The sequence below is a fragment of the Pseudomonas sp. SbOxS1 genome, from assembly GCF_013416725.1.
Taxonomy (GTDB): domain Bacteria; phylum Pseudomonadota; class Gammaproteobacteria; order Pseudomonadales; family Pseudomonadaceae; genus Aquipseudomonas.
This window is the reverse complement of record NZ_JAAVXC010000002.1, coordinates 396,375-410,014: the sequence shown is the minus strand read 5'-3', so window position 1 is coordinate 410,014 and position 13,640 is coordinate 396,375. Positions and strand designations below refer to the sequence as shown.

General features: G+C 61.0%; 13 protein-coding genes. 5 read left to right on the top strand and 8 right to left on the bottom strand.

The genetic code is table 11. The annotated features are described in order from the left end of the window. Positions 1–29: 29 nt before the first annotated feature. From HFK74_RS02815 to HFK74_RS02805, 3 genes are all read right to left on the bottom strand, one after another. The gene (locus HFK74_RS02815; protein WP_180202252.1) at positions 30–956 is read right to left on the bottom strand and encodes an SdiA-regulated domain-containing protein; all 927 of its coding nucleotides are present in this window, start codon (positions 954–956) and stop codon (positions 30–32) included. Positions 957–1,205: 249 nt separating this feature from the next. Beyond that, positions 1,206–1,871 (bottom strand): fumarylacetoacetate hydrolase family protein, encoded by a 666-nt coding sequence (locus tag HFK74_RS02810; protein WP_180202251.1) that lies wholly within the window; start codon positions 1,869–1,871, stop codon positions 1,206–1,208. Between the two features lie 37 nt (positions 1,872–1,908). Further along, the gene (locus tag HFK74_RS02805) at positions 1,909–3,303 is read right to left on the bottom strand and encodes an FAD-binding oxidoreductase (protein ID WP_180202250.1); all 1,395 of its coding nucleotides are present in this window, start codon (positions 3,301–3,303) and stop codon (positions 1,909–1,911) included. A gap of 204 nt (positions 3,304–3,507) precedes the next feature. On the opposite strand from HFK74_RS02805, the gene serA reads away from it, so the two are divergent. After that, positions 3,508–4,737 carry a phosphoglycerate dehydrogenase gene (gene serA, locus HFK74_RS02800; protein WP_180202249.1) on the top strand — a complete coding sequence of 410 codons (1,230 nt, stop codon included), beginning with the start codon at positions 3,508–3,510 and terminating at the stop codon, positions 4,735–4,737. A 51-nt stretch (positions 4,738–4,788) separates the two neighbouring features. Here serA and HFK74_RS02795 read toward each other — a convergent pair whose 3' ends face one another. Next, the gene (locus tag HFK74_RS02795; protein ID WP_180202248.1) at positions 4,789–5,214 is read right to left on the bottom strand and encodes a DUF4399 domain-containing protein; all 426 of its coding nucleotides are present in this window, start codon (positions 5,212–5,214) and stop codon (positions 4,789–4,791) included. Between the two features lie 135 nt (positions 5,215–5,349). Between HFK74_RS02795 and HFK74_RS02790 the strand changes: the two genes are divergently transcribed. Further along, a complete protein-coding gene (locus tag HFK74_RS02790; protein WP_180202247.1) occupies positions 5,350–5,934 on the top strand; it encodes a transporter substrate-binding domain-containing protein in 585 nt (194 codons plus the stop codon). A gap of 124 nt (positions 5,935–6,058) precedes the next feature. On the opposite strand, the gene HFK74_RS02785 is transcribed toward HFK74_RS02790, so the two are convergent. Then, on the bottom strand, positions 6,059–6,544 hold the full coding sequence (locus HFK74_RS02785; RefSeq protein ID WP_180202246.1) for a DUF523 domain-containing protein: 486 nt from the start codon (positions 6,542–6,544) through the stop codon (positions 6,059–6,061). 2 nt (positions 6,545–6,546) lie between these two features. Further along, positions 6,547–7,179: a 2OG-Fe(II) oxygenase gene (locus tag HFK74_RS02780; RefSeq protein WP_180202245.1), complete on the bottom strand. Its 633-nt coding sequence runs from the start codon at positions 7,177–7,179 to the stop codon at positions 6,547–6,549. Positions 7,180–7,287: 108 nt separating this feature from the next. Between HFK74_RS02780 and HFK74_RS02775 the strand changes: the two genes are divergently transcribed. Beyond that, positions 7,288–8,040, top strand: coding sequence for a DUF2059 domain-containing protein (locus HFK74_RS02775; RefSeq protein ID WP_180202244.1), 753 nt, complete (start codon positions 7,288–7,290; stop codon positions 8,038–8,040). A gap of 111 nt (positions 8,041–8,151) precedes the next feature. Here HFK74_RS02775 and HFK74_RS02770 read toward each other — a convergent pair whose 3' ends face one another. Then, positions 8,152–9,099, bottom strand: coding sequence for an alpha/beta hydrolase (locus HFK74_RS02770; RefSeq protein WP_180202243.1), 948 nt, complete (start codon positions 9,097–9,099; stop codon positions 8,152–8,154). A gap of 95 nt (positions 9,100–9,194) precedes the next feature. Here HFK74_RS02770 and HFK74_RS02765 point away from each other — a divergent pair, with 95 nt between their 5' ends. Both HFK74_RS02765 and HFK74_RS02760 read left to right on the top strand, forming a co-directional pair. Further along, on the top strand, positions 9,195–9,776 hold the full coding sequence (locus HFK74_RS02765; RefSeq protein ID WP_180202242.1) for a DUF6436 domain-containing protein: 582 nt from the start codon (positions 9,195–9,197) through the stop codon (positions 9,774–9,776). 109 nt (positions 9,777–9,885) lie between these two features. Then, positions 9,886–12,297 carry a penicillin acylase family protein gene (locus tag HFK74_RS02760; RefSeq protein WP_180202241.1) on the top strand — a complete coding sequence of 804 codons (2,412 nt, stop codon included), beginning with the start codon at positions 9,886–9,888 and terminating at the stop codon, positions 12,295–12,297. Positions 12,298–12,424: 127 nt separating this feature from the next. Here the strand turns inward: HFK74_RS02760 and HFK74_RS02755 are convergent, their stop codons facing one another. Next, positions 12,425–13,390, bottom strand: a complete 966-nt coding sequence (locus HFK74_RS02755; RefSeq protein ID WP_180202240.1) for a GlxA family transcriptional regulator — start codon at positions 13,388–13,390, stop codon at positions 12,425–12,427. Positions 13,391–13,640 lie beyond the last annotated feature (250 nt).

The following is a 13,640-nucleotide window of genomic DNA, read 5'->3' as shown; positions in this document are numbered from 1 at the left end:
GAGGCAAAAAAGCCTACACGGAAAGGCGATTATTTCTGCTTTTCGAAACGGTAAAACAGGTTTGGCTCACTCACCATGTATATCGTGCCGGCCTCGTCCATGGTCACGCCTTCGGCCCGCGGGATAGTCTTTTTCAAGCCGTTGAAGCCACCCAACAAGGTCATGAAGCTGACCTGCTCGCCTTTCTCGTCCAGCTCCAACAACAGGTGGGAGTCGGCGGACAGCACCAGGGTGTGGCCAGTGCGCGGATCGATGGACAGGGCAGACAGGTTGCGCATGTCCAGCGCATGACTGGCACGCTTTTGCTTGTCGCCAGTGAGCGTCTTGCCGTCTACTTTCCAGGTGAACAGCGCGGGTGGACGCTCTTCGCCCAGCAGCAATTGCTGATTGCGCACATCCCAGACGACGGCCTCGAAAGCCTTGTTCTGGTCTTTTGAAGGGCCGAGGTCGTACTTCGGAAAATCAGCGATGTTCAGCTCGCGAGTGTCGGCATCGACCTTGACGAGGGTCACCTGGTGGTCACGCTCATCGACAATCGCCAGCATACCGTTGCCCAGCGCCGTCACCCCTTCAGGATTGCTCCAGCCTACCAGGGGCATTTTGCGCAGCACGTCGCCTTGCAGCGACAACTCGGCCAGGAACGGGTTCTTGCCCATCACCGAAAACAGGGTTTTGGTCTGGGCATCGTAGGTGACGTCCGACGCTTCGTCCTTTTCCATGCCCGGCAGTGGCTTGGCGTCGATCACCGCGCGGTAGTCCGGCAGCCAGACGCTGTCCTGACGCTCGGCCGGGCTTTTGAAACGCTCCTTCACCCAGAGCACGCCACGGTCATCCCAATGCATGGCAAACGCCAGGCCGTAGGCGGCGGCGACCAGCAGCAACAGCCAGGAATACCAACGCAGGGCAAAGCGCGAGCGACGGACAGGTTTGAGCGACGAGAGCGGTTGAGTGGCCATCAGGGCATGCGTTCCAGAAATTCAGGCTTGGGGTAATAGCACAATTGGGCCCGGCGCAGACGCCGAAAGTCGTGGAATTATCCAGACCGTATGTGAAAAAAACGGGAAATGGCGGGATAACCCTGCAGGGACACCGCACCCTTGTAGGAGCTGGCTTGCCAGCGAAAGCGGTGTAACAGTCAACATGGATGTTGAATGTAAGGACCTCTTCGCTGGCAAGCCAGCTCCTACAGGGGTTTTGCGCAGGGTTTAGCGAACGCTGCTGCTGAAGCTGCTGGCGCCCGGTAGTTCCAGGACGATCTCGTCGCCAACGCTCAGCGGGCCGACGCCAACCGGCGTGCCAGTGAGAATCACGTCACCGGCCTGCAGCGAAAAGCAACCGGCCATGTGCTGGATCATCGGCACGATCGGGTTGAGCATCGCGCTGCTGTTGCCATCCTGGCGCACTTCGCCGTTGATGGTCAGGCGAATGCCGATGTCGGTCAGGTCGGCGAAGGTGCTACCGGAGACGAACGGTGCAATGACCGCCGCTCCGTCGAAGGACTTGGCGATTTCCCAGGGCAGGCCCTTGGATTTCAACTCGGCCTGCTTGTCGCGCAGGGTCAGGTCCAGGGCCGGGGCGAAGCCGGAGATGGCGTCCAGCACTTCTTCAACGCTGGGCTTGGTCGACAAAGGCTTGCCGATCAGTACCGCGATTTCCGCTTCGTAATGCACCGAGCCACGCTCGGTCGGAATGCTGAAACCGCCTTCCAGGGGCACCACACAACTGCCCGGCTTGATGAACAGCAATGGCTCGGTCGGCACCGGGTTGTCCAGTTCCTTGGCGTGTTCGGCGTAGTTACGGCCGATGCACACCACTTTCCCCAGCGGGAAGTGAATACGCGTACCGTCGACATACTGGTGCTGATAGCTCATGGACCGACTCCTGGTTCGTAGCTTTTGAATTCGAAAGTCAAACAGCGAAAATCTTGCCCGGGTTCATGATCCCGTTCGGGTCGAACACCGCCTTGACCGCTTTCATGTACTCGATCTCAACCGGTGAACGGCTGTAGGTCAGGTAATCACGTTTGGTCATGCCCACGCCATGCTCGGCAGAAATCGAGCCGTTGTACTTCTCGACGGTTTCGAACACCCACTTGTTGACGGTGGCGCACTTGGCGAAGAACTCGTCCTTGCTCAGGTTTTCCGGCTTGAGGATGTTCAAGTGCAGGTTGCCGTCGCCGATGTGGCCAAACCAGACGATTTCGAAATCCGGGTAGTGTTCGCCGACGATCGCGTCGATTTCCTTGAGAAACGCCGGGACTTTCGACACGGTCACCGAAATGTCGTTCTTGTACGGCGTCCAGTGGGAAATGGTTTCGGAGATGTATTCGCGCAGTTTCCACAGGTTCTGCAGCTGGGTTTCGCTCTGGCTCATCACGCCGTCCAGTACCCAGCCCTGCTCGACACAGTGCTCGAAGGTCTCCAGCGCGTGGTTGGCCACTTCTTCGGTGGTCGCTTCGAATTCCAGCAGCGCGTAGAACGGGCAATCGGTTTCGAATGGCGCCGGCACGTCACCACGGCCCATGACCTTGGCCAGGGCTTTGTCGGAGAAGAATTCGAAAGCGGTCAGGTCGAGCTTGCCCTGGAAGGCATGCAGCACGGGCATGATCGAGTCGAAATCGGCGGTACCCAGGACCATCGCAGTCAGGTTTTTCGGCGCGCGATCCAGGCGCATGGTCGCTTCGACCACGAAACCGAGAGTGCCTTCGGCACCGATGAACAGCTGACGCATGTCGTAGCCGGTGGCGTTCTTGATCAGGTCGCGGTTCAGTTCCAGCACGTCGCCCTTGCCGGTGACGACTTTCATGCCAGCCACCCAGTTACGAGTCATGCCGTAGCGAATCACCTTGATCCCGCCGGCATTGGTGCCGATATTGCCGCCAATCTGGCTCGATCCGGCCGAAGCAAAATCTACCGGGTAGTACAGGCCCTTTTCTTCCGCCACGTTCTGCAGATGCTCGGTGACCACGCCAGGCTGGCAAACGGCGGTGCGGTCAGTCAGGTTCACGTCGAGGATCTGGTTCATGTAGTCGAAGGACACGACCACTTCGCCATTGGCCGCCACCGCAGCGGCGGAAAGGCCGGTGCGACCACCGGAAGGCACCAGTGCCACCTTGTGCTTGTTGGCCCACAGGACAATGGCCTGGACCTGCTCGGTGGTCTTGGGAAACACGATGGCGCTCGGGGCCGGGGCGAAATGCTTGGTCCAATCCTTACCGTAAGCATTCAGGGAGTCGGCATCGGTCAGCACCTTGCCAGGCTCAACCAGGGTCTTCAGCTCATCAATCAGGGCAGGATTGGTCATCGACAGAACTCTCGAACAATTCATGGTCATCCTGAGAACGCTTCACGTCGCAGGAATGAGTGTTTAGCGGGGCGCATATGCTAGCATACCGACCCCGCAGCATAGTGCCCAACGGCTATTCTGCGGCGACGGCTTTCCTGCCGCTCGGGTCAGCGTCTGTTGACCATTTCCTGCCAATTTTCTCCGGGATACAGGTTTACGCAGATGAGCAAGACTTCTCTCGATAAGAGCAAGATCAAGTTCCTTCTTCTCGAAGGCGTCCACCAATCGGCTGTCGACGTCCTCAAGGCGGCGGGCTACACCAGCATCGAGTACCTCACAGGTTCTCTGCCGGAAGCCCAGCTCAAGGAAAAGATCGCTGATGCTCACTTCATCGGCATTCGCTCGCGCACTCAACTGACCGAAGAGATCTTCGATCACGCGAAGAAGCTCGTGGCTGTAGGGTGTTTCTGCATCGGCACCAACCAGGTCGACCTGAGTGCCGCTCGCGAGCGCGGTATCGCCGTGTTCAACGCGCCGTACTCCAACACCCGCTCCGTTGCCGAGCTGGTACTGGCCGAAGCGATCCTGTTGCTGCGCGGTATCCCTGAGAAGAACGCTTCCTGCCACCGTGGCGGCTGGATCAAGAGCGCGGCCAACTCCTTCGAGATCCGCGGCAAGAAGCTGGGCATCGTCGGCTACGGCTCGATCGGTACTCAACTGTCGGTCCTGGCGGAAGGCCTGGGGATGCAGGTGTTCTTCTACGACACCGTGACCAAGCTGCCACTGGGTAACGCCACCCAGGTCGGCAACCTGCACGAACTGCTGGGCATGTCCGACATCGTGACCCTGCACGTACCGGAAACCGCTGCCACCCAGTGGATGATCGGCGAGAAGGAAATCCGCGCCATCAAGAAGGGCGGCATCCTGATCAACGCCGCACGCGGCACCGTGGTCGAGCTGGACGCCCTGGCGGATGCGATCAAGGACAAGCACCTGATCGGCGCGGCCATCGACGTGTTCCCGGTGGAGCCACGCTCCAACGACGAAGAGTTCGAAAGTCCGCTGCGTGGCCTGGACAACGTGATCCTGACCCCGCACATCGGTGGTTCGACCGCCGAGGCGCAGGCCAACATCGGCCTGGAAGTGGCTGAAAAGCTGGTCAAGTACAGCGACAACGGTACCTCGGTATCGTCCGTGAACTTCCCGGAAGTGGCGCTGCCGGCTCACCCTGGCAAGCACCGCCTGCTGCACATCCACGAGAACATCCCGGGTGTGATGAGCGAGATCAACAAGGTCTTCGCCGAAAACGGCATCAACATTTCCGGTCAGTTCCTGCAGACCAACGAGAAAGTCGGCTACGTGGTAATCGACGTAGACGCCGAGTACTCGGACTTGGCGCAGCAGAAGCTGCAACACGTCAAGGGCACCATCCGTAGCCGTGTGTTGTTCTAACAGCATCGAGTGGTTGTAAAAAAAGGGAGCCCCTCGCAGGGGCTCCCTTTTTTATTTAACGTTGACCGTGATTTTCTCGGAAACAATCGGTGGATCGAACACCGTGTGATTTTTGTCGCCCAGAATCAGTTGTAGCGTGTGCTTGCCCGGTGTCAGTGTGACTTCAGCCTGGGTTTGTGCCTTGCCGAAGTGCACGTGATTGGCATCGGCCGGGATCGTCTGCCCAGCGGCGGGCAACTCGTCAACGTCGATCAGCAAATGATGATGCCCGGTATTCTTGGTGGCATCCCCCGCTGGCGCCAACGCAATATTCTCGACAGCGAATTTGACCACGAAGGTCTGCGGAACCGTGCCACCGTCCTTGGGAGAAACGATGGACACTTCGGCACCCTGGGGGGCCGGTGTAGCCGCACTGGCCAGCACCGAAACGCCCATCAGCAGGCCAGCCAAAGCAGCACGTGACATAAAGGTTTTCATTCTCTTCTCCAGTTTTTCCGTAAAATCCGCGTGACCATCACAACTTCATGGTCAATCGTTGTCGAAGGCACTCGACAACCATAGCAAAGCGAGCCTGAATCAGAGCATCGCGATAATGATTTCAAAGGAGTGACCATGCGTTTTCTGCCTGGCCTGATCTGCCTGCTACCCCTTTTGAGCCCGCTGGCTCATGCCGAACTGATTGACGACGTGAACGATCGCGGTGAGCTGCGCATTGCCCTTGAGGCTAATAACCCCCCCTTCAGCTTCAAGGAGGATGGCAGGCTCACGGGCTTCGAAGTCGAGTTGGGTCAGCTGCTGGCCAACGAACTGGAGGTGCGCGCCGACTTTGTCGTTACCGACGCCAGTGATCTGCTGACCGGCGTGGAAAGTGGCAAATACGACATTGCCATCAACCACATTGCACAGACCCCGGCGCTCGCGGATCGTTTCGACTTCAGCGAACCTTATGTGCAAACCCAAGCGCAATTGATCGCGCAGAAAGAAGAACCGCGCTCGATATTGCTGGTGCAGTCGTTGACAGAGCAAAAGCCGAAAGCCGCCCAGGCGGTGAACTTGTCGATTCCGTTCCAGAAGGGCAACCCGGCGTTTCACGCCAGCCTGGAAAGCGCGTTGCAACGGATCAAGGCGGATGGGCGCCTGGAGGCGCTGGAGCAGAAGTGGCTGGGGCCGGACTCGGATGTAATGCCGAAACATTGACCTGTAGGAGCTGGCTTGCCGGCGAAGGCGATCCTCCCGCCAACACTTTCATTGACTGTTACGGCCTCTTCGCTGCGATGCGGCGACCCGACAAGCCAGCTCCTACAAAGATGGACGTTCGTCGTCAGCTCAGTGCCGCCAATGCCTGCGCCGCTTCAGCCAGCTCCAGCTCACTGAAGACCTGCACCCCATGGCGCCTGAGCAGCGCCGCCGTCACGCCTTCGCCACTGACCTTCACCCCGCTGAACGTCCCGTCGTAGGTCAGCAGATTGCCGCACGACGGGCTGTTGGCCTTGAGCACGGCAACGCGGATGCCGTGCTGTTGCACCAGTTCCAGGGCCTGATAAGCCCCCGACAGAAACTGCGCACTGACATCCTCGCCCTCAGTGGTGATCACCCAGGCCTGGCCATCCAGCACTGCACCGCCCTGCCCGCCGGGAATTTCCGCCGCCGCCCGTGGCGTCGGCAGTCCACCGGCAACTTCCGGGCACAACGGCACGATCCGACCTTCGTCGATCCAGCGCTGCAACTGATCGAAAGGCCCGCTGGCCCCGCCGTCATAACGTACGCGGTGGCCCAGCAGGCAGCGGCTTACCAGTATCTTTTGCATGATCAGAACGGCTCGTTGCCCCGACGCCGGAACCAGCCGGTCAACGACAGGCGTTCACGGCTCGCAGGCAGGACTTCATGGGGGACCTCCCCGGACAGGAATACCACCAGGCATCCACCGACGGGTACCACATCGTATTGCGCACCTTCGTCCAGGTACATACGCAATTGACCACCCTGCTCAGGCAGCCAGGCATCATTGAGGTAGACCACCGCCGACACCATGCGCCGGTCGTCGTCGCGAAAACGGTCGACATGCTTGAGGTAGAAGGCGCCGGGCGGGTACATCGCGAAATGGCTCTCGAAATCCTCCAGCCCCAGGAACAGGCCACGGTTCAGCGCCTCGCGCAGGCTGTCCATCAACGCCAGATAGCTGTCGCAGACCTCGGCCTGGCCGGGCTCGATCCACTGGATATGATCGCCGCGAATCCCCTCGCGTATCTCCGACGACGGCCCTCGACCCACGGCAGCCGGGGCCAGTTCACCTTCGGCCGCACGTTTACGGCACTCGGCCGCCAGCGCTCGGGTCAGATCCTGAGAAAGGAAAATATTCTGCTGCGACCAACCGCTGGTGGCCAGGTCGTCGACGATTTGTAACAGCAGCGGGTGATCAGAAGGTATTTGCATGGCGCGCATAGTATTCCTGCGCCTGAAAATCCGACAGAGCCATGCAGCGGGTTGATACGAATTCTCGACAAGACTGTATGCCACACGGAGAATAGTCGCCTGCTGACAGGAGTCCCTATGCGCCGTTTGCTTTTCTCCCTGCTGATGCTCTGTGTTATGCCCGCCTGGGCAGACGGCCACGACCAACTGTACAATGTCGCCGGCTGGCCAGAACAACGCGCGCATTTCAACGACGCCCTCTCGGCCGCTCAACAGCGCTACCAAAGCAGCCTCCCACCGGCGGTTTTCCAGGCGCTGGTCGACAACAGCAACCAGCGTTTCGCCCCCAATGCCGTGGACCAGCGTGCCGAAGCGCAATTGCGCAAGAACCTCGCCGATCCGAAACCGGCGCTGGCGTTCTTTCAATCGCCGCTGGGCAAGAAAATCGTCGCCGCCGAATTGCTCGCGACCCGCCGCGATCAACTGGCGAAAAACGCCAAGGGCTTGCCCAAGATGCAGGCCAGCGACAGCCGCCTGCTGATCATCGGCCACCTGGCCCAGGCCCTGCCTGCCCGCGAGGCTGGCGCGGAAGTCAGCCTGGCGATTGCCGGTGTCGCGGCCGACAGCCTCAGTTCGATGATCCCCGGCCTTCTCGGCGCCGGCCAGACCCAAAGCATGCTGAACGGGCAGCGCCAGCGCTTGATGGACCAGATCGGCAGCGACCTGAGCAACACGTTGCTGTACGTCTATCGCGACCTGTCGGATGAGGAACTGGAAGAGTTCGCCACGTTTGCCGAGTCGGCTGAAGGCAAGGCTTATTACCAAGCGGCGCTGGCGGCGATTCGGGCGGGGTTGGCGGTGGGGCAGAGTACTTCCAATCTCAGCCAGTGATTTTTGGCGATAGTTAGATCGCTATCGCTAGCAGGCTAGCTCCCACAGGGGACCGGCGCACGCAGATCCATTGTGGGAGCCAGCCTGCTGGCGATGAGGGCCTTTCTGTCGCTAAAGATTGCGCCCCTTGATCCGCTTGGTCAAAAACCCGAAATACTCCCCACGCAACACTTGCGCCTCATTCGCCAGGTGATGCCGCGCCTCGGGCAACATCAGCACCTGGGGCCGGTCGAACTTGGCCCGCAGCACCTCAAGGTTATGCTCCCAATCTACCGTCATGTCCGCTTGCCCCTGCACAATCAACGGCCTCCTCGTACTTGCTGGCGCCGCTTCGACACGCTTGATCCATCGTGCCAGCGCGCCGACCCATGCTGTCGGCAATCGCAGCGGCTGCAGCGGATCGGCTTGCAGGAACGGCAAGAATTCCGGGTCGTTGGAGTTCTCGCTGAAGCGTCGGGCAATGGCTTTGACGAAAGGCCTGAGCAGGTAATAGCTCAGTTGCGACCAGCCCCACGCCCGTGGACGCACCAGCGGCGCCAACAGGATCACCTGACCCTGGGCCGGGCTGCCCGCCCCCGCATTGAGCACATGATCGATCACGATGGCGCCACCGGTACTCTGCCCGCACAGGTGCCAGGGTTGTGGCAGGTCGAGCGATCGCGCCTCGGCAAACAAGCCTTGCAGGGTATCCTGATACTCGGCGAAGTCCTTGATGCTCGCCCGTTCGCCACTGGACAGCCCATGGCCCGGCAAGTCGCAGGCAATCACGGCGAAGCCTTGCTCCAGCGCCCACTCGATCACATGCCGGTAGAGACCGGTGTGGTCGTAGAAACCGTGAAAGACAAACAGCGTCGCCTTCACCTGCTCTGGCCACCAGACCTGGCTGACCACCTCGTAACCATCGACCTGGAAACAACCCAAGGCGCTGCGTACATTGCGCGTCGAGAAGTCCAGCCCATAAAACCGTTGATAAGCCAAGGCCTCCGCTGACAACGGCAGCCCTTGCGCCAGCGGCCGCAGGCTGGCACGCAGATGATCGGGATCGAAGGTCACTGACATGGGCATTCCAGGGTACGAAGCGGACTTTATAGACCTGCGATATTCATCTGTCGCGGCAAGCATGGCAAGCTAGCCGCCCCACAAGGAGTGACCCCATGCGCTCGCCCTATCGCGCCACCCTGATCGCCAGCCTGCTTGCCCTCGTGTGCGCCGGGGTGCTGTGGGCCGCCTACGACTGGTTTCAGGGGCGCTACCTGCGGGCATTCAGCGAGCACACGGCGGTGTTCTCCGGTGACCCGCTGCGCCTGCCCGACAACCTTGCCGGCCCCGGCGCCATCCGCCTCGTGCATTTCTGGGACCCGGCCTGCCCGTGCAATGTCGGCAATCAACAACACCTGACCGAACTGGTCGAACGCTATGTCCCGCACGGCGTGGAGTTTTACACGGTGCAAAAGCCCGGCAGCCACGGCCAACTGCCCGCCACCCTCGGCAGCCTGAAAGCCATCGACGTCCTGCCCGGCTCCGAACAGATCCCCGCCAGCCCCGCCGTGGCGATCTGGGACCGCAACGGCAGGCTGGCCTATTTCGGGCCCTATAGCGAAGGCCTGACCTGCAATTCCAGCAACAGCTTTATCGAACCGATCCTGCAAGCGCTGAACGAAGGTCGCGAAGTGAGTGCCACGCACACACTGGCCGTGGGGTGTTACTGCCCGTGGCCTGTCGTCCCGACGAGGTAACCCCGACAGCAAACGAGAATCCCTCCTACGGGCGATGGGCCAAACCAGCCTGTCGTGTTAAACAGTCTCGCCAGGGAATTGCTGTCACCAATAACAATAAGGAGTCACCATGAAACGTAGCCTGACCGCGCTCGGTTTGCTGATCGTCGCGCTCGCCGCCGGTGCCGGTTGGTACGTCTACAGCAAGCAGCCGTCACGCCAGGGCATGGTGGAGCTGCAGCAGCTGCAAGGTTCAGTCACCGTGCGCTATGACGAGCGGGGCATCCCGCATATCCGTGCCGACAACGAAACCGACCTGTATCGCGCCCTCGGCTATGTCCATGCCCAGGATCGGTTGTTCCAGATGGAGGTTTTGCGTCGCCTCGCCCGTGGCGAACTGGCCGAGGTGCTCGGGCCGAAGCTGCTCGACACCGACAAGCTGATGCGCAGCCTGCGCATTCGTGAACGTGCCGAAACCTACCTGGCGAACATGGACAAGCAATCGCCCGCCTTCCTGGCCCTGCAGGCTTACCTGGACGGCATCAACCAGTACCAGGACAGTCACGCAAAACCCGTAGAGTTCGATGTGCTGGGCATTGCCAAGCGCCCGTTCACGGCGCAGGACACCATCAGCATCGCCGGCTACATGGCCTACAGTTTTGCCGCGGCGTTTCGCACCGAACCGCTGCTGACCTACGTGCGCGATCAATTGGGCGCTGACTATCTGAGCGTCTTCGATCTCGACTGGCAAGCCAAGGGCGTGCTGGCGACCCAACACAGCACGGCCCCGTCACCCCTCGCCAGCGCCGACTGGAAAGACCTCAACGCCCTCGCCCGTCTGAGCGAACAGGCCCTGGCCGACAACGGTTTGCCGCAGTTCGAGGGCAGCAACGCCTGGGCGGTTGCCGGCAACCGCACCAAAAGCGGCAAGCCGCTGCTGGCCGGTGACCCGCACATCCGCTTTTCCGCGCCGTCGGTGTGGTACGAAGCGCAGCTATCAGCGCCGGGCTTCGAGCTCTATGGCCACTATCAGGCCCTGATGCCGTTCGCTTCGCTGGGCATGAACCGGGACTTCGGCTGGAGCATCACCATGTTCCAGAACGACGACCTCGACCTGATTGCCGAAAAGGTCAATCCGGACAATCCGAATCAGGTCTGGTATCGCGGCAAATGGGTGGACATGGTCAGCAGCGAACAACAGATCGCGGTCAAGGGCCAGGCCCCGGTCACCCTGACGCTACGCCAGTCACCCCATGGTCCGATCGTCAACGATGCGCTGGGCAACAGCGTCGGCAAGACGCCGATCGCCATGTGGTGGGGGTTTCTCGAAAGCCAGAACCCGATCATCGACGGCTTCTACCAGCTCAATCGCGCCGATACCCTGGCCAAGGCCCGTAGCGCTGCCGCCAAGGTCCAGGCGCCCGGCCTGAACATCGTCTGGGCCAATGCCAAGGGCGACATCGGCTGGTGGGCCGCGGCGCAACTGCCCAAGCGCCCTGCCGGGGTGCGGCCGTGGTTTATCCTCGACGGCAGCACCAGCGATGCCGACAAGGACGGTTTCTATCCGTTCAGCGCCAACCCGCAGGAAGAGAACCCGGCACGGGGCTACATCGTCTCGGCCAACTTCCAGCCGCTGTCGCCGACGGGGATGGAGATCCCCGGTTATTACAACCTCGCCGATCGAGGCCAGCAGCTCAATCGCCAGCTCAGCGACAAGAACGTCAAATGGGATCTGGAAAACAGCCAGCAGCTGCAACTGGGCACCACCACCGCCTACGGCCCGCGGCTGTTGGCGCCGCTGCTGCCGACCCTGCGCGAAGTGGTCAGCGACCCTGCGGAGCTCAAGCTGGTGGAGCAACTGGCCCAGTGGAAAGGCGACTACCCGCTGGATTCCACCAGCGCCACGCTGTTCAACCAGTTCCTGTTCAACCTGGCTGACGCGGCGATGCACGACGACCTGGGCAATGACTTCTTCGAAACGCTGCTCTCGACCCGGGTGATCGATGCTGCGCTGCCGCGCCTGGCGGCAACGCCGGATTCACCCTGGTGGGACAACCGCAATACCCTCGGCAAGGAAACCCGCGCCGATACCGTCAAAGTGGCGTGGCTGGCCAGCATCGCCCACCTCACGGCCACGCTGGGTGCCGATTTCTCGCAATGGCAATGGGGCAAGGCGCACACGCTGACCCATGGCCACCCGCTGGGGCAGCAAAAGCCGCTGGACCGGATCTTCAATGTCGGCCCGTTCGCGGCCCCCGGCACCCATGAAGTGCCGAACAACCTGTCGGCCAAGATCGGCCCGGCACCCTGGCCAGTGACGTACGGCCCATCGACCCGGCGCCTGATCGACTTCGCCGACCCGGCCCACAGTTTGACGGTCAACCCGGTTGGCCAGAGTGGTGTGCCGTTTGACAGGCACTTTGATGATCAGGCTGAGGCGTATATCGAGGGGGTTTATTTCCAGGCGCATCTCAATGATGAAGAGGTGACCGCGAATACGAAGAGTACGTTGAAGCTGTTGCCGGCGCGGTCAGCTCAGTAAATTTGTATTGGCTGGACTGGCCTCATCGCCAGCAGGCTGGCTCCCACAGTGGTCCTGTGCGCACAGATCGATTGTGGGAGCCAGCCTGCTGGCGATGAGGCCTGCAAGAACAACAAAAGCTCATGCTTTACACCATAGCCGCAAAATTCTGCCTGAACTGCTGCGGCGTCACCCCCAGCCTGCGGTTGAACACGCTGCGCATGTGCTGGGCATCGCGGAACCCGCACTGGTAGGCCACGGTCTTGAGCGGCGCGCGGGTGCTTTCCAGCATCACCCGCGCCGCGTCCACGCGCGCCCGCTCGACAAACTCGGCCGGGGTGACTTTCGCTTCCTTGGCAAATACCCGGGAAAAGTTGCGTGCACTCATGTTGGCGGCGTTGGCCAGGTCGGCGATGCTCAGGTCACCCGTCAAGTTCGCCAACACGTAATGCTGGACCATCGCCACGGCGGAGGTCGGCTGCGCGTGGGGCGTGAGAAACGGGCTGAACTGTGACTGCCCGCCCGAGCGCTGGGTGAACACCACCAAGCGTTTTGCCACGCTCAAGGCCACGTCCGGCCCGTGATCGCGCCCCAGCAGATACAGCGACAGATCAATCCCGGCCGTCACCCCCGCCGAGGTGAAAAGCTCGCCGTCCTGAACGTAAAGCCGATCGGCTTCGACTCGAGTCGTCAAACACAAATCAGCCAACGCCGCCGCATCCCCCCAATGGGTGGTCACCGTGCGCCCTTGCAGCAATCCCGCCTTGGCGAGCATGAACGCACCGTTGCAGATCGAGCCATAGCGACGCGCCCGCGCGCAGGCATCGCGCAGCCAGGCATCGAACGCAGGGCCGAAGGTCAAGAACGGTAATTGCGGTCCGCCGGCCACCAGCAGCAGGTCATAAGACTCCAGCGCTTCGCTGAAATGCCGATGGGCGTTCAGCGCCAAACCGTTGGAACACGCCATCACGCCGCGCTCAACGCCAATCACTTCCAGGCGATAGTGATCCTCGGGGGCGAGGAAGCGATTGGCTTCGCAAAACACATCCATGGGGCCGGTGACGTCCAGCGACTGGACGCCGGCGAAGACCACGATTGCAACGGTTTTGTGCATGGTCTGAATCATCTCCAGGACTAAATTGTGGCGAGGGGATTTATCCCCGCTGGGCTGCGTAGCGGCCCCAAAAATCCTGGGAGCGCTACGCACTCCAACGGGGCGGTGCGACGTTTCGCTAAATCCCCTCGCCACAAAAGCCCATTCAATTTGAGCAACCCTAGCCAATGGCGCGATATGCATGCTCATTGGCAAGGATCGCAGCCATGGATCGATTGTCCCGTTTGAGGGCCGCGAACAGACTTTAACC

Excerpts from the sequence above, each read along its gene's own strand:
- HFK74_RS02815 (WP_180202252.1), bottom strand. The coding sequence starts at position 956 with ATGGCCACTCAACCGCTCTCGTCGCTCAAACCTGTCCGTCGCTCGCGC.
- HFK74_RS02810 (WP_180202251.1), bottom strand. The coding sequence starts at position 1,871 with ATGAGCTATCAGCACCAGTATGTCGACGGTACGCGTATTCACTTCCCG.
- HFK74_RS02805 (WP_180202250.1), bottom strand. The coding sequence starts at position 3,303 with ATGACCAATCCTGCCCTGATTGATGAGCTGAAGACCCTGGTTGAGCCT.
- serA (WP_180202249.1), top strand. The coding sequence starts at position 3,508 with ATGAGCAAGACTTCTCTCGATAAGAGCAAGATCAAGTTCCTTCTTCTC.
- HFK74_RS02795 (WP_180202248.1), bottom strand. The coding sequence starts at position 5,214 with ATGAAAACCTTTATGTCACGTGCTGCTTTGGCTGGCCTGCTGATGGGC.
- HFK74_RS02790 (WP_180202247.1), top strand. The coding sequence starts at position 5,350 with ATGCGTTTTCTGCCTGGCCTGATCTGCCTGCTACCCCTTTTGAGCCCG.
- HFK74_RS02785 (WP_180202246.1), bottom strand. The coding sequence starts at position 6,544 with ATGCAAAAGATACTGGTAAGCCGCTGCCTGCTGGGCCACCGCGTACGT.
- HFK74_RS02780 (WP_180202245.1), bottom strand. The coding sequence starts at position 7,179 with ATGCGCGCCATGCAAATACCTTCTGATCACCCGCTGCTGTTACAAATC.
- HFK74_RS02775 (WP_180202244.1), top strand. The coding sequence starts at position 7,288 with ATGCGCCGTTTGCTTTTCTCCCTGCTGATGCTCTGTGTTATGCCCGCC.
- HFK74_RS02770 (WP_180202243.1), bottom strand. The coding sequence starts at position 9,099 with ATGTCAGTGACCTTCGATCCCGATCATCTGCGTGCCAGCCTGCGGCCG.
- HFK74_RS02765 (WP_180202242.1), top strand. The coding sequence starts at position 9,195 with ATGCGCTCGCCCTATCGCGCCACCCTGATCGCCAGCCTGCTTGCCCTC.
- HFK74_RS02760 (WP_180202241.1), top strand. The coding sequence starts at position 9,886 with ATGAAACGTAGCCTGACCGCGCTCGGTTTGCTGATCGTCGCGCTCGCC.
- HFK74_RS02755 (WP_180202240.1), bottom strand. The coding sequence starts at position 13,390 with ATGCACAAAACCGTTGCAATCGTGGTCTTCGCCGGCGTCCAGTCGCTG.